Here is a 16,937-nt window from a genome sequence, read left to right on the forward strand (position 1 = left end):
GGCCCCTTGCCGATCGACCGCAGGCCGGCTCCTGTGGTTTCAAAGGGTGAGGCCGAGGGAGGAAAGAGGGACAATGCAGACCGTTGGCAGCGGCCAGTATCAGGAGATCCGGGACGCGGTGCGTGCCTTGTGCGCCGATTTCCCAGCCGAGTACCACCGCAAGGTGGACGAGGCGCGGGCCTATCCGGAAGCCTTCGTCGATGCCTTGACCAGGGCCGGCTGGATGGCGGCGCTGATCCCCGAGGAGTACGGCGGCTCCGGCCTCGGCCTCACGGAGGCGTCCGTGATCATGGAGGAGATCAACCGCGCGGGCGGCAATTCCGGCGCCTGCCACGGCCAGATGTACAACATGAACACGCTGGTACGGCACGGCTCGGAAGAACAGCGCAACCGCTACCTGCCGAAGATCGCAGCCGGCGAATTACGCCTCCAGTCCATGGGCGTCACCGAGCCCACCACCGGCACCGACACCACACGGATCAAGACCACGGCAGTGAAGAAGGGTGACCGCTACATCATCAACGGCCAGAAGGTCTGGATCTCCCGCGTCCAGCATTCCGACCTGATGATCCTGCTCGCCCGCACCACCCCCCTCGACCAGGTGAAGAAGAAGTCTGAAGGCCTCTCCATCTTCATCGTGGATATCAAGGAGGCTATGACCAAGGGGATGACGGTCCAACCCATCCTCAACATGGTGAACCACGAGACAAATGAGCTGTTCTTCGACAGTCTGGAGATTCCGGAAGAAAATCTCATCGGCGAGGAAGGCCAAGGCTTCAAATACATCCTCACCGGCCTCAATGCCGAGCGCACGTTGATCGCCGCCGAATGCATCGGCGACGGCTACTGGTTCGTCGACAAGGTGACTGCCTACGCGAACGAGCGGGTCGTGTTCGGCCGCCCCATCGGCCAGAACCAGGGCGTGCAATTCCCCATCGCGGAGGCCTTCATCGAGGTGGAGGCGGCCAATCTCATGCGCTTCGAGGCCTGCCGGCTCTATGACGCCCACCAGCCCTGCGGAACCCAGGCCAACATGGCGAAGTATCTCGCCGCCAAGGCCTCATGGGAAGCGGCCAACGCCTGCCTCCAGTTCCACGGCGGCTTCGGCTTCGCCTGCGAATACGACATCGAGCGCAAGTTCCGCGAGACGCGCCTCTACCAGGTCGCGCCCATCTCCACCAACCTCATCCTGAGCTATGTTGCCGAGCATGTGCTCGGCCTGCCGCGCTCGTTCTGACGAGGCCGAAATTGGAACAGGTTCCTCATCGTCCGGCGCCGTTGCCGCTGGCCGGCCTCGTGGTTGTCGCCATCGAGCAGGCGGTGGCCGCCCCCTTCTGCACCGCCCGCCTCGCCGATGCCGGCGCCCGGGTCATCAAGGTCGAGCGCCCGGAGGGAGACTTCGCCCGCGGCTATGACGACGTGGCCAATGGCCAGTCGAGCTATTTCGTCTGGCTCAACCGGGGCAAGGAGAGCTTCGCCATCGACCTCGCCTCGCCGGAGGGCCGGGCGGAAACGGAGGCGCTCATCGCCGGTGCCGACGTGCTGGTGCAGAATCTGAAGCCCGGCGCGCTGGAGCGCCTCGGCCTCGGTCGGGAAAAACTCAGGGCCGCCCACCCGCGCCTCATCATCTGCTCCATCTCCGGCTATGGCGACGAGGGCCCGCTGGCGGACCGCAAGGCCTATGACCTTCTGGTCCAGGCCGAAAGCGGGCTCGCCTCGCTCACCGGGGGACAGGAGGCACCGGCCCGCGTCGGCTTCTCGGTGGTGGACATCGCCACGGGCGCGAGCGCCCATGCCGCCATTCTCGAAGCCCTCATCTCCCGCGCTGCAACGGGCCAGGGGGCGGACATCCGCGTCTCCATGTTCGACGTGACGGCCGAATGGCTCACCGTCCCCCTGCTGCAGCACGAGGGCGGAAAGCCGCCGCGCCGTATGGGCCTCGCCCATCCTTCCATCGCCCCCTATGGGGTGTTCGATACGCGCGACGGGTCGCAGATCCTGATCTCCGTGCAAAGCGACCGCGAATGGGTGGCATTCGCGCGGCATGTGCTCGAAAGGCCCGAGTTCGCGCAGGACCCGCGCTTCGCCACCAACATCGCCCGCTGCGAGAACCGCACGCAGACCGACGCCGCCGTCGCGGACGCCTTCGCCGCGCTCGATGCGGCCCTTGCGGCGCAACGGGTGGAGGCGGCCGGCGTCGCCTTCGCCTTCATCAACGACATGGCCGGGCTCTCGGCCCATCCGCACCTGCGCCGGATCTGCGTGGAGACGCCGGCCGGTCCGGTCCGCCTGCCCGCGCCGGGGCCGATCTTTGTGGACGCGCCGCGCAGCTATGGGCCGGTGCCGGCCATTGGTGCCCACACGCCTGAAGAGGAGAAGGCGCGATGACGGATGCGGCGACCCTCGACATTGATGATCTGCGCCGGTGGATCGGCCGGCGCGAGGAGGCCTCGGAGCGCGCCACGGCGGATCTCGTGCGCCGCTTCCGCGCCACCTTCGACGACGACCCCGGCGACGTGGCGGTAGGCGCGGCGGCCCCTCGCATGCTGCACTGGTGTCTCGCCCTGCCGGCGGTGCAGACCCGTGCGCTGGGGTCGGATGGGCACCCGGCCCGCGGCGGGTTCCTGCCGCCAGTGCCGCTGCCCCGCCGCATGTGGGCGGGCGGGAGCCTCGCGTTCACCGGCGACATCGCGGTGGAGGACGAGGTGCGCCGCGTCTCCACGGTCACGGACGTGCAGGTGAAGCATGGCCGCAGCGGCTCCCTCTGCTTCGTGGCCGTCGGGCACGAGATCTGGTCGGGGGAACGCCTGGTGATCAGCGAAGTGCAGGACATCGTCTACCGCGCGGCCGGCCGCACGGCGACGTCCGCTCCGGGGATTGCGCCCGCGCCCGAGGGACGACATCGCCGGCCGGCCGACACCTCCGCGCCGATGCTGTTCCGCTATTCCGCTCTGACCTTCAACGGGCACCGCATCCACTACGACCATCCCTATGTGACGCAGGTGGAGGGCTATCCCGGCCTCGTGGTCCATGGTCCGCTCCAGGCCACCTGGCTCTTGCGGTTCGCGACCGACATCCACGGCACGCCGCCGGCGCGCTTCACGTTCCGGGGCCACTCCCCCGTGTTCGACGATGCGCCGCTGATGCTCCATGCGGAGGAAACGGCCGAAGGGCTCAGCCTCTGGACCGCCCGGCCCGGCGGCCCCGTCGCCATGAGCGCGGAGGCCGCGTGGTGATCGCCGACATCATCGTCCCCCTCTTCGTGCCGGCGCATCGGCCCGAGCGCTTCGCGAAGGCCGCCGCCGCGCACCCCGATGCGGTGATCCTCGATCTGGAGGACGCTGTGCCGGCCGAGGCGAAGGAGGCGGCGCGGGCCGCGATGAATTGCGCCTTCACCGACCTGCCGGTTCTGGTGCGCGTGAATGCGGCCGGAACCGCGTGGCATGCGGCGGACCTCGCCGCCGTGGCGCGGCTCCAGCCGGCCGCCGTCCTGCTGCCCAAGGCGGAGGATTTCAACGTCGTGAGCCGCGTGGCCGACGCTGTGGGTCCGGTGCCGGTGGTGGCCTTGATGGAAACAGCGCGCGGGCTTGCCGTCGCACGCGCGCTCGCCGCCCATCCGGCGGTGGCGCGGCTGGCCTTCGGCTCGGTGGACTATTGCGCGGATCTCGGTTGCGCCCATGTGCCCGAGGCCTTGCTCGCGGCCCGTTCAGAACTGGTGCTGGCATCCCGTCTCTCCGGCTTGCCGGCGCCGATCGACGGGGTCACGACCGCTCTCGACGATGCTGCGGCGGCTGCGGACGACGCGCGCCGCGCCCGCACGCTGGGGCTCGGCGGCAAGCTCGCCATCCATCCACGGCAGATCGCCCCCATTCGCACCGGCTTTGCGCCGGATGCGACGGAGATCGCCTGGGCGGAGCGGGTTCTGGCAAGCGGCGCTGGCGCCGTTTCCGTCGATGGCTCGATGGTGGACGAACCAGTCCGCATCCGCGCCCGCGCCATTCTCGCGCGGCGGGGCGGTGCCGCCGGCTAGAAGCCGGGCCGCACGTCGTCATGACGTTGTGCCGCGGCCCGCCCAGGCGGACGCCTTGCGACACGGGCTCCGACTGGAAGGACCGCCAGGGGCCGCTCGCCGTTCGCACAGGCAGCCCGCCTATCGCTACTGCCGGTGAAGAGTGTCTTCATTGGCCTTGCTCTAATATTTCGACGGCCGAGACCGAAATCAGATCTCGTGCCCCAGTGAAAGCGGGGCCCATGCGAGGATTTGATATGACATTCTTCAAGCAAGGCCTCATGGCCGTCGCCCTTCTCGGCACCGTCTTTGTGCCTTCAGCGCAAGCCGAGCCGCAGCCCGAGGGGACGAGATATGTTCGCATGTCGTTCAGTGATGGACGCCCGGATGCCATCGGTCTCGACGCGGTTAACGCGCATCTCTTGAAGGTCGGTGTCCGGGTCTCGGAAGTGCCGATCCCGGAAAGCGCCCGATCGCTTATCGAGACATCCAGGATGCGGAGCCTCGATGCGCAGGAGCAGGGGCGTCTGCTGTCCATTTTCGCGCTCGACCGCCAGGCTCTTCTCCGGGAGATCGATCAGGCGGGACGGCAGTCAGCGGTGAAGGACGGGGGATCTCTCACCACGTCGGAGGAAGGGGTGCCGCCCTATCCGAAGATCTACGACATGAAGGCTCTGGGCCCCGACACCGTGGCGTTCCTGATGAAAAAGTTCGGACGCTTGCACGTGAATCGCACGGATGCCGGTCAGGGTATCGACGAGGTTATGACGATCATCTCGGGCGGGCCCTACACCTGGTTCTTCGTTCTCGAAGACGGGAGCGTGGCGAAGGTTCGGTTCAGCGCGGTCGCCGAAGCCGACAAGGGGTGGCGGATCAGCTACCCGGGGCTGGTGCCGCACGGTGGCTACTTCGACGCGAAGCATGGTCTCGTGGTCGCCTACGCCCACGGCCCCGAGCAATTCGTCATGCGCTATGAGGATGTGAGCTCACGTGCCTCGGGGTGCTTGGGCGACAATCCGTGGATCGACTTCGAAGCCGCGCCTCCGAAGCTCCTTGAGCGCGCGAAGAACGGCACCCGTTAGCCGCATCAGAAGCACGCACGCGCCGATCATCTCAAGGGCGCGTGCGTGTCTGGGCGCTCCGCCACGCTAACGCGCCGCACAAAACTCAGAAAAAGGTTTTGTCCTCGGTGCGCGCCGCCAATTCTTCCGCTACGACATCGAGGATCGCCCGAAGCTTGGGCGCAATGTGGTGTCGTGACGGATAAATTGCATAAACGGATGCAGCGGGGAGCATCCAATCGTCGAGGACGATCCGCAGACGGTCTTCTTTTAGATCCCTGTCGACATAAAGGCGTGGCAGGAGGGCGATGCCGAGCCCTCCGAGGGCTGCGTCCCGAACCGCCAGGCTGGAATTCGTGAAGAAGCGACCGGGCACGGCCACGCCGATACTTTCTCCGGCCCTACTGAAACGCCATTCCGCCGCATGATCCGACAACACATAGGTGAGACACTCGTGTCGCCTTAGATCTTCCGGCCGGCCGGGCGCCCCACAGGCTTCGAGATAGGTCGGAGCCGCGCAGACGACATGCGGCAGGTCCATCAGCTTTCGCGCCATCAGACTGGAGTCCTCAAGCTGGCTGCTGCCGCGTATGGCAAGGTCGTGGCCCTCTTCAACGATGTTGGTCTTGCCATCGTCCAGGTCGAGCCGCATCGATAACCCAGGATAGGTCTGCAACAACCGAGCGGGTAGCCGGCCAAGACAATGGAGCGTGAGAGATTGGGGCGCGGTCACACGCAGAACACCTGTCGGCGAGGTGTTCAACGCGCCAACCATCTCATCGGCTTCTTCCAGACCATCCAGAAGCGGCGAGATGCGGTCAAAGTATGCGGTGCCGGCCTCGGTCAGGCTGAGGCGCCGGGTCGTGCGGTTGAACAGGCGCGCTTTAAGATGGTCTTCCAGCTCGGAGATGTTCTTGCTGATCGCAGCGGGCGACAGGCCTAGGCGCCGGCCTGCTTCGGCGAAACTCTCCAGCTGAGCAGCTGTTTTGAACACTTTCAGAGCAGTTAGTCGGTCCATTGTGTCAGTCGCTCCGAAAGAAGGCGTCCGGTGGCCGCCCGTCAGTCATTGATATGAGGCTCGGCCGCGGCGCGCCCGCTTAACCTTGCCGCACAGCGCCGCACCCGCCAGCCGTCAGCGAGGAATTCGCGGGTGATCTTCCCCCGAAAAAGTGGACGGGGTTATGCCGCTCTGCGTTCCATCTGGGCCGGGCTGATGTAGCCGAGCGCGGAGTGCAGGCGGCGGGAATTGTAGAAGCCCTCAATCTATCCGAGCAGGTCCCGTCTTGCCTCGGCGTTCGTGGCATAGAGTCGATGATGGACCCGCTCGGTTTTCAGCGTGTGGAAGAAGCTCTCCATGGGGGCATTGTCCCAGCAATCGCCCCTGCGGCTCATGGATGGGGTGATGCTCGCGGTAGCAAGCGCCCCGCGGTAGGCCTCGGCAGCATATTGGGCGGATTCAATCGGTCGACGCAACAGTTGTGTTCCATCCTATTCTAATCACTGGTCAAGTGCTTCGGCTGGGCTCTTCCAGCCGAGGGCTTTTTGGGGCCTTGCGTTGAGGGTTGCCGGAACGGCGGCGATCGTTTCTGCACTGTGTGCGCTCAGATCCGTACCCTTTGGAAAGTACTGGCGCAGCAATCCATTCGTGTTCTCATTGGTGCCATGCTGCCACGGACTCTGAGGATCGCAGAAGTAGATCTGGGTGCCGGCGCGGCGCATCAGCCGCTCGATCCGGGAACGGCCCACGCGCCGACCATGCCCTCGCAGCACTGCATGGATCCGGGGGGCACCATAGGTCCCGCTGCTCTCCGCGTGGATCAGCCGGATGTCATCGGTGAGCGCCCGGTTAGCCTGTGCGCGCAAGCTCTCCGGACGGGCACGCCAAGCACAATGGCCGCTGGCGGAGAGCCCCAAGGCCGCGCACATCACACGGACCGGCCACACAGCGCGATGCTCATCGTCGAACCCGAACTTCATCGGGAGGCTGCTCCGAAGATGAGCAAGGCCTTTTTTCGAGATGTCGCGCTCCATCCGTAGGCGTTCGTTCTCCCGCCTGAGCCGGGCGTTCTCGGCAGCCAGGTCTACCGGCGACGGGGCCGCCGCCTGCGGGATCGGGTGCCGCGCCGGCTCCGTCGCCTGGGGGGCGAGGTCTCTCACCCACCGGCGCAGCACCGTCTCGTGCGGCCCCAGTTCCTGCGCCACCTGTGAGGTGAAAAGGCCGCTGGAGGCCACCCGCTCAACCGCCTCCCGCTTGAACGCCCCTGGAAACACCCGACGCCGTGCGCCCATCGAACACTCCTGTGAAGCTCATAAAAGCTAACATGGGTGTCCACCAAAACGGGGGAGGATCATCGCCACGATGCAGGGCGATTGCGCAGTCAATAGCTGGATCAGTTTGGCGCAGGACACCGTCCGGTTGAACAGAACCGCCCCGCCCCGATCCGTGCCGCAGACCTGGAAGCTCCGCTTGGCCAGGTCGATCGCGAGGACATGAACATCGGCATGTGCTCCTCCCATGCAAGCGCCGCGAAAGCGCTGCGCAGACATCTACGACGCTGGCCGGAGGGGGAATCCAACCCATCAGTTTAGTGCGTTCTTGCGGCGGCGGATATGCCAGTTCAGCAGGTGTACCAGCGCGACAATGCTCACGCCGATGACGGTCAGGCCGGTTTCGAGCACTGGCACGGATTCGCTCAGGACACCGAAGGCCACAATACCTTGGCCGAGCACGCCGAGCACCACGAGCAATACCTTGCCATGATCCTTCAGGCCCTGTCGCAGGGCGATGAGGCTGAGGGGGATGGCCGCCGCCAGCAGCACGACGTGAATGTATTCCGGCAGCTCGATCTCATAAGCGAGAAGCGGAAACAGGAGGATGAGCAAAGGCGGGACGATGCAATGTAGCAGGCACAGCAGAGATACCGAGGTGGCGGCGATGTCCACCCACGGCCGACGCAGCCATGCGGTCAGCACCGAAAGCGGCGAGGAATTGGTCTGGGGCGTGTCCGTCATGTCCGTGTCTCGTCGGATTAGGGGCTATTGAGGGGTGCCGGCATCGCCCGCATCGTCGCTTCTCTCGTAGAGAAGATCGACCATGGCGGCTCGCAGTGCGAGGTAGCGCGGGCTCGACTGGATGGACTGACGCGAGCGGGGGCGCGCCACGTCGATATCGAGCACGCCGCGGATCCGTCCGGGATTGGCGCCGAGGACCACCACAGTGCTCGCGAGCAGGATCGCCTCGTCCACATCGTGGGTGACAAAGAACACCGTCTTCGCCGCCCCCGACGGGGTCTGCCACAGGGCGAGGAGATGTTCCTGCAGATGCGCCCGCGTCACCGCGTCCAGCGCGCCGAACGGCTCGTCCATGAGCAGCAGGGGCGGATCGGTGGCGAAGGCGCGGGCGATGGCCACGCGCTGGCGCATGCCGCCGGACAATTGCGAGGGCAGCTTGTCGAAGGCGCCTTCCAGGTGGACGCGGCCGAGCTGCGCGCGTGCGTCCTCCACGTGGTCCCGCCGGCGGCGGTCCGGGAAGGCCTGCTCCAGGGCGAAGACGAGGTTCTCGCCTGCTGTGAGCCAGGGAAAGAGCGAATAGTCCTGGAACACCACGCCGCGATCAAGGCCCGGCCCCGACACCGCCGCACCGCCGATAAGGATGCTGCCGGCATCCGGCCGCTCAAGCCCGGCGATGAGGCGCAGCAGCGGCCGCGCCGGCGCAGCTCGGGCACCACCAGCGCGCCGAAATCCGCATAGCCGCCGGGCGTCACCGCGTAGCTGAGATTGAGGCCGTCCACGTCGGTGGCCTCCACCCAGGCCTCGATCTGGTCCGCCACCTGGGCGGCCGAGCCGATGAAGACCGGGCCTCGCCCGCCGATGGCGTTGTGCTCGGCCAGTTCCCGCACCGTCCACACCCGGTTGGGATCGGCGATGGAGAAGGCTTCGAGCGCCGAGACGAGGCCCTGCGAGCGGTCGTCGAAGCGGATGGGGGCGTCGAGGTCGTGCTTGGAGAAGTCGATGCCGGTCCAGCCCGAGAACAGGATCAGCGCGGCCTCAGGATTGAGGAAGCGGCGGTAGCTCTCCAGCTTCTCCCGCGCCTCCTCTTCGGTGGCGCCGACGATGGTGGTGGCCATGGAGAAGAACAGGATTTCCTTCGGGTCGCGCCCCAGCGCCGCGGCACGGGCGCGGGTGTCGGCCACCACCGGGGCGATGACATTTGGCGTCGGCCCGCTCACGAAGATGCATTCGGCGTGGCGTGCGGCAAAGGCCCGGCCGCGGGTGGAAGCGCCGGCCTGGAACAGCACCGGCGTGCGCTGGGGAGACGGCTCGGAGAGGTGGATCCCCTCCACCTGGAAATGCTGGCCGCGATGGACGATGGGGCGCACCTTCGCCGGGTCGGCGAAAACGCGGTTCGCTCGGTCGCGCACCGCCGCGTCGTCATCCCAACTGCCTTCCCAAAGGGCGTAGACGGCATCGAGATATTCGTCGGCGATGTCATAGCGCGCGTCGTGGGGCGTCAGCGCCTTCTCGCCCACGGCGCGGGAGCCTGAGCTGGTGTGGCCGGTGACGATGTTCCAGCCGATGCGCCCCTTGGTGAGGTGGTCCAGCGTCGACATGCGGCGGGCGAAGGGGTAGGGCGGCTCGTAGAGCGCATTGCTGGTGATGCCGAAGCCGAGATGCCGCGTCACCCGGGCCATGGCCGACACCGCCACGATGGGGTCCAGCTTGGGGATCTGTGCGCCCACCTTCAGCGCCGCATGGTAGGAGCCGCCATAGACATCGTTGGAGGCCATGCTGTCGGCGACGAACAGCGCGTCGAAGCCGCCGTCCTCCAGCGTGCGGGCAAGGTCGGTCCAGTAGCCGAGCGTCGTGTAGTCGAGCGAGCGGTCTTCCGGATGCCGCCACAGGCCGGGCGAGTGATGCACCGGCGTCGCCATGGCGAAGGCGTTGACGCGGATTTCCTTCTTTGAACCGGCGGCGGGGCCGGTGCTGTCCGGGGCGGGCGTCTGCGTCATGGGTCGGTTTCCGGTTCCGTTCGGGCGGCGTGAGCGCAGAAAATCAACACCTCTTATGTTAGTCAATAAATTCAATTGAATTTATGGAGAAAGACAGGGAGGATGGCTGCCCACCCCTTCCCGGAGACCGCCCATGACCGCGACCGCCGCGCTCCAGATCCCGCCCGCCGCACCGGCGGAGCACTACCAACTCATCACCGTCGAGGACCTGCGAAACCGTCTGGCTGGCGGCGGAGAAGTCGCGCTGGTGGATGCCCGCGAGGAGGGCGTGCGCTCCCGCGACGGCCACATCCTCCAGTCCGTTCCACTGCCTTTGAGCCAGATCGAGCTGCGCGCCGCCGCCCTCCTGCCGCGCTTCGGCGCCCCGGTGGTGGTGACGGACGGCGGCGCCGGCGACCTTGCCACCCGCGCGGCCCGCCGGCTGTCCGAACTCGGCTATTCCGACGTGTCCGTGCTGGATGGTGGCGTCTCTGCCTGGGAGCGGGCGGGCGGCATCGCCTATACCGGCTCCAACGTGCTCTCCAAGGCGTTCGGCGAATTCGTGGAGCACGCCTATGGCACGCCCCGCCTGCCGGCCCGCGAGGTCAAGGAGCGGCTCGATCGTGGCGAGGACATCGTGATCCTCGACGGACGCACCTTCCAGGAGTTCGAGAATTTCCACATTCCCGGAGCCCATGCGGTGCCCAACGCGGAGTTGCCGTTCCGCGTCCATGGGCTCGTGCCCTCCGATGAGACGCTGGTGGTGGTGAACTGCGCGGGCCGCACCCGCTCCATCATCGGCGCGCAGGCGCTCATCAATGCCGGCATTCCCAACACCGTGGTGGCGCTGGAGAACGGCACCATGGCCTGGCTGTTCGAGGGCTACGACCTCGCCCATGGCGACCGCGCCGAAGTGCCCGCCCCAGGTCCCGCCGAGCTGGAGAAGGCGCGCGCCAGCGTCGCCCGCCTCACCCGGCGATTCGGCATCCGCACGCTGGACCGCGAGGGCCTTGCCCGCTTCGAGGCGGAGCGCGATGCGCGCACCCTCTATGTGCTGGATGTGCGCACCCGCGCCGAATACGAGGCTGGCCACCTGCCGGGATCGCTCTGGGCGGAAGGCGGCCAGCTGGTGCAGGCCACCGACCGCTGGGTCGGCACCCGCAACGCCCGCATCGTGCTGGTGGACGACGCCGACGGCGTGCGCGCCGCCATCACCGCCTCCTGGCTGATTCAACTCGGGGTCGGCGATGTTTATGTGCTCGGCCTCGATGCGGCGGATCGGCTGGAACAGGGGCCGGAGCCGCAGGTGCTGCTCGGCCGCGCACCCACGGTCGCGGTGACGCAGGTGGCGGGGCTCGAGCGGCTCATTGCCAAGGACGCGGTGGTGGTGCTCGATCTCGACACGAGTCTGGCCTATGCGGCCGGTCACATTCCCGGCGCCCGCTTCGCCGTCCGCGCCCGCCTGCCGGAGGGTCTGGACACGCTGCCGCCACGCCCGCTTGTGCTCACCTCGGCGGATGGCAAGCTCGCGGCGCTGGCGGCGGCGGAGCTGGCAGGGTCCGGACGGCAGGTCTCGGTGCTGGAAGGCGGAACGGCGGCCTGGAAGGCCATCGGTCTCCCGCTGGAGACCGGCGAGAGGGCTCTGCTCCATGCCGCCGATGACGTCTGGCGCTCGCCCTATCAGGAGGCCGGCGACCGCCATGCCGCCTTCCGCAGGTATCTGGACTGGGAGATCGACCTGATCCACCAGATCGAGCGCGACGACACCATCGCGTTCAAGGTCTATCCCTGACGCTAGAAGGCCGCCGGATCACGATCCGGCGGCCTTCTGCTTTGCAAGGGGATCAGGCAAGGGCGCGCCCGCCGCCGTCCACGAACAGGTTCGAGCCGGTGATGTAGCGCGCCTCGTCGGACAGCAGGAACGCCACCGCGTCGGCGACGTCGGTGGGAAGGCCCGGACCGGGAAGGGCAGTGTCGGGCGGCGCCCCCTTGCCGGCGGCGTTCAGCGCGTCGAGCCGGGGCGACTTGATGGGGCCGGGCGACACGGCATTCACCCGCACGCCCTGTGGCCCGTAGACCGTGCCGAGGCCCCGCACCAGCAGGATCAGCGCCGCATTCACGCTGGAGCCTGGCAGATGCTGCGGCGAGGGCTCGATGCCCCCGCGCCCGCTCAGCACCACCACGCTGCCCTTGCCGGAGGCGATGAGATGCGGCAGCGCCGCGCGCACCACGCGCACGGTGCCCAGCAACTTGGCGTCGATCACCTTCAGCCAGTCGGCGTCGTCGAGTTTCAGGAAGTCGCCGAAGACGGGCAGGTTGGTGGAGGTCACCACCCCGTCCAGCCGGCCGAAACGCCTGGCGATTTCGGCCCCGGCGGCCTCGACGGCGGCGGCATCGGTGATGTCCACGGCCAGCGGGATGATGCGATCGCCGGAAGGCAGCGTCTCCGCCCGCCGGCCGGAGGCGATGACGGTCGCGCCCTGCGCGGCCAGTGTCTCGGCACTGGCCCGGCCGAGGGCGCCGCCCGCGCCGGTGATCCAGATGACCCGGTCCTTGAAATCATGCGCCATGGAGGCCTCGTGCGAAGTGACTTGAAAAGGGTCGCCACTCACAGCACCTGGTCGAAGAGGGTGGAACTATCATCCACCCCCTCCAGGCGGTGGATGCGCTGCACCAACGCCTCGATGCGTGCGGCCGGCAGCGCGTTGCGGCCGTAGCCGAACGCGGCAACCAGCTTGGCGTTGATCTCGTCCTCGCCCCGCGGCGCCTCGGGGCTGCCGGGCACGGCTTCCACGCGATGGGAGAGGCGGCGGCCGTCGTGGGTCTCGATGGTGACGTCCGCCGGAGCGAAGGTGCCGGTGCGGCTCTCGTCCACCCGCACGGACAGGCGCTCCACCAGCGGCCGGATAGCGGGGTCGAGCACCGCCGCCGGCTCGATGTCGGCAAGGCCGAAGCCGCCGCGCGCGAGGACAGCGGCGACGCCGTAGCGCACGTTGAACTGGCCCGTCACCTGCGGATTGGCCTCGGGCGCGAAGGCGCCGCCGACGAGGCGCGCCATGTAGGGCGTGAGCACGATCTCGCCCCGCGCCACATCCGCGCCGGCAATGCCGTGGTGGGCGACGATCTCCAGTGCCGCGGCGAGCGCCGCATGGCTGCAGCCGCAGGCGGGAAAGCGCTTGAGCGCGGTCTCTTCCGCGAGGAAGCGCCGGCCGAGGCCATCCAGCACCTCTTCCGGCCGCCCCTCCTCAAACAAGGCGAACAGGCCGAACGGCCCCTCGAAAGCGGCGCGCGGGCCGGTGGTGCCGAGGGCGGCGAGATCGGCGGAAATGATGCCGTCGCGCGCGGCGAAGGCCGATTGCAGGCGCTTGGTGAGGCGCTGCTCCACGTGGCTCTGCTGGGTCCCGCCTGCGTGGCACAAGGCGATGCCGAGGGCATTGTGGGTGCGGTCGGCATCCAGCCCGCGCAGGCGGGCGGCGGCGAGCGCGGCGCCGAGCGCGGCGCCGAACACGCCGGCGATGGAGGTGTGGAAGAAGCCCCGGTTGGTGCGCGTCGCCGCCGCCAGCCGCACCACCAGTTCGTTGCCAAGGGTGAGGGCGGCGAGAAGCTCGCGCCCGTTGCGCCGCTGCTGCTCTGCGACGGCGAGCGCGGCGGGCGCCACGATGATGTCCGCATGGACGAATCCGGCGAGGCTGTCGAAATCGAGCGCCGCCGCGAGCGTGCCGTTGTAGAAGGCGGCGGCGGAGGGCTCCCGCCGCGTCTCACCCTCGCCCCACAGGCTGGCATGGCCCGGCGCGCCGCGCAGCGCGAGCGCCCGCGCCGCATTGACGCCGGCCGCATCCGCCGCCGCCCAGGCGACCGCCAGCGTATCGAGCAGCACGCGCTTGGCGGTGGCGATGGTGCGCGCGGGGATGTCGTCGAAGCGGATGCGCTGGGTCGCCTCCACCACGGCGGCGGTGACGTCGGCGCGCACCGCGGCCCCCTTCGGGCTGACGGAGACGTTCATGGTCCCTCCGGCGCCGTTCAGTTCACGGCGGCGTTGAAGGTGGTGTTGAACTCGGGCGAGACATCGATGGCGCGGGGAATGGCGCCGGCCTCCAGCAGCGCATCGGCGATCTTCTGCTCGCGGCGGATCAGTTCGGCATCGATGGGGCGCAGCCGCGCCTTGCCGAACTCCACGTAATAGCGGGCGCGCGCCGGGCTCTGCTTCACCCTGTCGATATAGATGCGCTCGGCCGTGTCGAGATTGTCGGCATACCAGGCGAAATAGCGTGCCAGCCGGCCGACGAAATCTAGCAGCACGGCGCGGCCGCCGGGATCGGCGATGGCGTCCGTGCGGGCGGCGAACACGCCGAGCGCGGGAATGTCGAGGTCGTCGCTGGTGAGAACGATGCGCGCCTGTCCCTTCTCCACCGCCTCGCCCACCAGCGCGCCGAGGCCGGAATAGACGTCCACATTGTCGGCATTGAAGGCGGTGGCGGCGGCATTGCCGTCGCCGAACTGGATGGGGTCGACGTCGGCGGTGGTGAGGCCGCCCGCCCGGCGGGCGAGGAGATACTGCACGTAATTGAGGCCGCCGAAATTGAAGCCCCATTTGAGGCCCTTCAGCTCGGCCGCCGTCTTCGCACCGGTGCGGCTGCGCACGGCGGTGACGATGCGCGGATAGCGCGCATCGAGATTGCGCCAGCCGGCGATGATCTGAAGCGGCGGGCCACCCGCCCAGCCATCGGCGGACTTGCCCTGCTCGATGATGAGCGAGGTGTCGCCGAGGTGGGCGAGGTCGATGGCCTTCGAATAGGCGGCGGTAAGCTGCGCGGCGGGGCCGGGCAGCACCACCCATTCCACCTTGTAGGGCGCCCCCTCGAACACCCCCGACGCCTGGGCAAGCTCGGGCAGGGTCGAGTCCTGATAGCCGACCTTGAGGCTGGCATCCGCCGCCCCCGCCCGACCGGCACCAAGGCCGGGGAGGAGGAGCGCGCCGGTGGCGGCCAGAAGGGTTCGCCGCGAGAGCCGGCTGACGGCGGGCGGAGGAGAGGCTGCCATGTGTCGTCTCCCGTTCCGCGCCGCTCAGTTTCCGCCGACGGTGGAGGAATTGAAGCCGCGGTAGAACTCAACGTTCACGTTGATCTTCTTGGGGATGCCGCCGGCTTCGGTGAGGATGTCGGCGATCTTCTGCTCGCGGGCGACCAGCTTGTCGTCGAGGGGCTGGAAGGTGGCCTTTTGGTAGAGGGTGGTGAGCTTCGCCCGCGCTGGGGTCTGCTTCACCTTCTCCTCGTAGAGCTTCTGCACCTCGTCGAGATGGTCGGCATACCAGGTCCAGTGGGTGCGCACGCGGGCAAGGAAATCGGCCAAGGCGGCGCGCTTGGCCGGATCCTTCAGCACGTCGCCGCGGGCGGTGAAGACGTTGAGGGCGGGGATCTCCAGCTCGTCGCTGGTGATGAGGACGCGGGCCGTGCCCTTTTCGATGGATTCACCCACGGGCGCGATGGAGCCGGAAAAGGCGTCCACCCGGCCGGAATTGAAGGCGGCGGCGCTGGCGTTCTGATCGCCGAGCTGCACCGCCTCGTAATCCTTCGGCGTGAGCCCGGCCTTTAGGCCGGTGAGCACGTATTGCAGATAGTTGAAGCCGCCGAAATTGTACGACCACTTCTTGCCGCGCAGGTCAGCCAGCGTGTCGATCTTCGCATCCGTGCGCACCACTGTGACGATGGGCGGATACTTGCCATCATTGGCGCGCCAGCCGGCGATGATCTGCAGCGGAGGATTGCCCTCCACCCACTCGTCCTTGGCCTTGCCCTGCTCGATGATGAGCGAGGTGTCGCCCATGTGGCCCACATCGATGTTCTTGGAATAGAGCGCCGAGAGCTGCGCCGCCGGGCCGGGCAGGATCACCCATTCCACGTCATAGGGCGCGCCCTCGAGTACCTTCGAAGCGGTGACGGTGGAGGGCACGGTGAGGTCCTGGTAGCCGATCAGCAGCTTCACGCGCTCCTCGGCGGACGCGGCGGAGGCGGCAAGGAAGGCGGCGAAGGCGGCGCCGGCGGCAAACAGATGGCGGCGGGTGGGACGCAGGGAAGAGGTCACTGGGAATGGCTCCAACTCTGAAACTGGGGAAGGGCACAGGCGTGGCCGCCGGCCTCGGGGGAGGCGACGCCCAGCTCGGCGAGGAGTCGGGCGCGCAGCGCGGCAAAGCCGGCATCGCCGCGCTTGCGGGGACGCTCCAGCGGCGAGCGGGCATCGAAGCGGATGCCGCCGCCGGACAGGACGATCACCCGGTCGGACATGAGGATGGCTTCGTCCACGTCGTGGGTCACGAGCACCACCGCCGGCAGGTGGCGCCGCCAGAGCTGGGCGACGAGATCATGCATGCGGATGCGGGTGAGCGCATCGAGCGCGGCGAAGGGCTCGTCCAGCAGCAGCAGGTTGGGCTCACCGGCCAGAGCGCGGGCGAGCGCCACCCGCTGCGCCTCACCGCCGGACAGCGTCTTGGGCCACACGTCCACGTGACGGCCCAGGCCCACCTCCTGCAGCGCGGCGGCGGCGAGGCTGCGGGTGACGCGGTTCTGCACATGGCCGAGCACCACGTTCTGCCAGACGCGCTTGGCCGGCACGAGCCGCGGCTCCTGGAATACAACGGAGCGGGCGGAGGCGACTTCCACGCGCCCGCCATCGGCCCGGTCGAGCCCGGCGAGGATGCGCAGGAGCGTCGTCTTGCCGGTGCCGGAGGGACCGAGCAAGGAGACGAACTCGCCGCGTCGGACCTCGAGGTCGATGCCGTCCAGCACCGCGCGGGAGCCGAACACCCGGCGCACGCCTTCGAGGCGCACGGCCACCGGCTGGACAGGCGCGGGCGGCGCGGCGAGGTCGAGGCCGGCGAGGGCG

17 protein-coding genes and 1 pseudogene are annotated in these 16,937 nt (G+C 68.1%); 6 read left to right on the forward strand and 12 right to left on the reverse strand.

Annotation, left to right across the window (positions count from 1 at the left end):
• Positions 1 to 73 precede the first annotated feature (73 nt).
• From A37E_RS0115260 to A37E_RS0115280, 5 genes are all read left to right on the forward strand, one after another.
• Positions 74 to 1,237 (forward strand): acyl-CoA dehydrogenase family protein, encoded by a 1,164-nt coding sequence (locus A37E_RS0115260; RefSeq protein ID WP_029557397.1) that lies wholly within the window; start codon positions 74 to 76, stop codon positions 1,235 to 1,237.
• A gap of 11 nt (positions 1,238 to 1,248) precedes the next feature.
• A complete protein-coding gene (locus A37E_RS0115265) occupies positions 1,249 to 2,388 on the forward strand; it encodes a CaiB/BaiF CoA-transferase family protein (RefSeq protein ID WP_245279342.1) in 1,140 nt (379 codons plus the stop codon).
• Positions 2,385 to 3,236: a MaoC family dehydratase N-terminal domain-containing protein gene (locus A37E_RS0115270; RefSeq protein WP_029557399.1), complete on the forward strand. Its 852-nt coding sequence runs from the start codon at positions 2,385 to 2,387 to the stop codon at positions 3,234 to 3,236. The genes A37E_RS0115265 and A37E_RS0115270 overlap by 4 nt, the downstream gene beginning before the upstream one ends.
• Entirely contained in the window at positions 3,230 to 4,030 is an 801-nt protein-coding gene (locus A37E_RS0115275; protein ID WP_197022991.1) for a CoA ester lyase, read from the forward strand. The genes A37E_RS0115270 and A37E_RS0115275 overlap by 7 nt, the downstream gene beginning before the upstream one ends.
• 236 nt (positions 4,031 to 4,266) lie before the next feature.
• Positions 4,267 to 5,091: a hypothetical protein gene (locus tag A37E_RS0115280; RefSeq protein WP_029557401.1), complete on the forward strand. Its 825-nt coding sequence runs from the start codon at positions 4,267 to 4,269 to the stop codon at positions 5,089 to 5,091.
• A gap of 85 nt (positions 5,092 to 5,176) precedes the next feature.
• Here A37E_RS0115280 and A37E_RS0115285 read toward each other — a convergent pair whose 3' ends face one another.
• From A37E_RS0115285 to A37E_RS0115310, 7 genes and pseudogenes are all read right to left on the reverse strand, one after another.
• A complete protein-coding gene (locus tag A37E_RS0115285; protein WP_029557402.1) occupies positions 5,177 to 6,088 on the reverse strand; it encodes a LysR family transcriptional regulator in 912 nt (303 codons plus the stop codon).
• A 245-nt stretch (positions 6,089 to 6,333) separates the two neighbouring features.
• Positions 6,334 to 6,543, reverse strand: a complete 210-nt coding sequence (locus tag A37E_RS27625; protein WP_280938443.1) for an integrase core domain-containing protein — start codon at positions 6,541 to 6,543, stop codon at positions 6,334 to 6,336.
• Between the two features lie 24 nt (positions 6,544 to 6,567).
• A complete protein-coding gene (locus A37E_RS27630; protein WP_348550898.1) occupies positions 6,568 to 7,101 on the reverse strand; it encodes an IS30 family transposase in 534 nt (177 codons plus the stop codon).
• 24 nt (positions 7,102 to 7,125) lie between these two features.
• Positions 7,126 to 7,359: pseudogene (locus tag A37E_RS27635) on the reverse strand (transposase); the annotation flags it as partial.
• 291 nt (positions 7,360 to 7,650) lie between these two features.
• Complete coding sequence (locus A37E_RS0115300; protein WP_051679069.1) at positions 7,651 to 8,082, reverse strand: MerC domain-containing protein; 432 nt, start codon at positions 8,080 to 8,082, stop codon at positions 7,651 to 7,653.
• A 24-nt stretch (positions 8,083 to 8,106) separates the two neighbouring features.
• Complete coding sequence (locus A37E_RS27200; RefSeq protein ID WP_197022992.1) at positions 8,107 to 8,481, reverse strand: ABC transporter ATP-binding protein; 375 nt, start codon at positions 8,479 to 8,481, stop codon at positions 8,107 to 8,109.
• Entirely contained in the window at positions 8,403 to 10,079 is a 1,677-nt protein-coding gene (locus A37E_RS0115310; protein WP_051679072.1) for an LLM class flavin-dependent oxidoreductase, read from the reverse strand. Before A37E_RS0115310 ends, A37E_RS27200 begins: the two co-directional genes overlap by 79 nt.
• 133 nt (positions 10,080 to 10,212) lie before the next feature.
• Between A37E_RS0115310 and A37E_RS0115315 the strand changes: the two genes are divergently transcribed.
• Positions 10,213 to 11,850, forward strand: coding sequence for a rhodanese-like domain-containing protein (locus tag A37E_RS0115315; RefSeq protein ID WP_051679074.1), 1,638 nt, complete (start codon positions 10,213 to 10,215; stop codon positions 11,848 to 11,850).
• Positions 11,851 to 11,902: 52 nt separating this feature from the next.
• Here A37E_RS0115315 and A37E_RS0115320 read toward each other — a convergent pair whose 3' ends face one another.
• From A37E_RS0115320 to A37E_RS25405, 5 genes are read right to left on the reverse strand one after another with little or no spacing between them, the layout of a single operon-like run.
• Positions 11,903 to 12,628, reverse strand: a complete 726-nt coding sequence (locus A37E_RS0115320; protein ID WP_051679076.1) for an SDR family oxidoreductase — start codon at positions 12,626 to 12,628, stop codon at positions 11,903 to 11,905.
• 38 nt (positions 12,629 to 12,666) lie between these two features.
• On the reverse strand, positions 12,667 to 14,061 hold the full coding sequence (locus tag A37E_RS27205) for an MmgE/PrpD family protein (RefSeq protein ID WP_051679077.1): 1,395 nt from the start codon (positions 14,059 to 14,061) through the stop codon (positions 12,667 to 12,669).
• Between the two features lie 17 nt (positions 14,062 to 14,078).
• A complete protein-coding gene (locus A37E_RS27210) occupies positions 14,079 to 15,098 on the reverse strand; it encodes a hypothetical protein (RefSeq protein WP_029557408.1) in 1,020 nt (339 codons plus the stop codon).
• Between the two features lie 24 nt (positions 15,099 to 15,122).
• Positions 15,123 to 16,139 carry a PhnD/SsuA/transferrin family substrate-binding protein gene (locus A37E_RS0115335; RefSeq protein WP_197022993.1) on the reverse strand — a complete coding sequence of 339 codons (1,017 nt, stop codon included), beginning with the start codon at positions 16,137 to 16,139 and terminating at the stop codon, positions 15,123 to 15,125.
• The gene (locus tag A37E_RS25405) at positions 16,136 to 16,888 is read right to left on the reverse strand and encodes an ABC transporter ATP-binding protein (RefSeq protein WP_051679441.1); all 753 of its coding nucleotides are present in this window, start codon (positions 16,886 to 16,888) and stop codon (positions 16,136 to 16,138) included. Before A37E_RS25405 ends, A37E_RS0115335 begins: the two co-directional genes overlap by 4 nt.
• Positions 16,889 to 16,937 lie beyond the last annotated feature (49 nt).

This window comes from Xanthobacter sp. 91 (genome assembly GCF_000702385.1).
GTDB lineage: Bacteria > Pseudomonadota > Alphaproteobacteria > Rhizobiales > Xanthobacteraceae > Xanthobacter > Xanthobacter aminoxidans.

Excerpts from the sequence above, each read along its gene's own strand:
- A37E_RS0115260 (WP_029557397.1), top strand. The coding sequence starts at position 74 with ATGCAGACCGTTGGCAGCGGCCAGTATCAGGAGATCCGGGACGCGGTG.
- A37E_RS0115270 (WP_029557399.1), top strand. The coding sequence starts at position 2,385 with ATGACGGATGCGGCGACCCTCGACATTGATGATCTGCGCCGGTGGATC.
- A37E_RS0115280 (WP_029557401.1), top strand. The coding sequence starts at position 4,267 with ATGACATTCTTCAAGCAAGGCCTCATGGCCGTCGCCCTTCTCGGCACC.
- A37E_RS0115285 (WP_029557402.1), bottom strand. The coding sequence starts at position 6,088 with ATGGACCGACTAACTGCTCTGAAAGTGTTCAAAACAGCTGCTCAGCTG.
- A37E_RS27630 (WP_348550898.1), bottom strand. The coding sequence starts at position 7,101 with ATGGAGCGCGACATCTCGAAAAAAGGCCTTGCTCATCTTCGGAGCAGC.
- A37E_RS0115300 (WP_051679069.1), bottom strand. The coding sequence starts at position 8,082 with ATGACGGACACGCCCCAGACCAATTCCTCGCCGCTTTCGGTGCTGACC.
- A37E_RS0115310 (WP_051679072.1), bottom strand. The coding sequence starts at position 10,079 with ATGACGCAGACGCCCGCCCCGGACAGCACCGGCCCCGCCGCCGGTTCA.
- A37E_RS0115315 (WP_051679074.1), top strand. The coding sequence starts at position 10,213 with ATGACCGCGACCGCCGCGCTCCAGATCCCGCCCGCCGCACCGGCGGAG.
- A37E_RS0115320 (WP_051679076.1), bottom strand. The coding sequence starts at position 12,628 with ATGGCGCATGATTTCAAGGACCGGGTCATCTGGATCACCGGCGCGGGC.
- A37E_RS27205 (WP_051679077.1), bottom strand. The coding sequence starts at position 14,061 with ATGAACGTCTCCGTCAGCCCGAAGGGGGCCGCGGTGCGCGCCGACGTC.
- A37E_RS27210 (WP_029557408.1), bottom strand. The coding sequence starts at position 15,098 with ATGGCAGCCTCTCCTCCGCCCGCCGTCAGCCGGCTCTCGCGGCGAACC.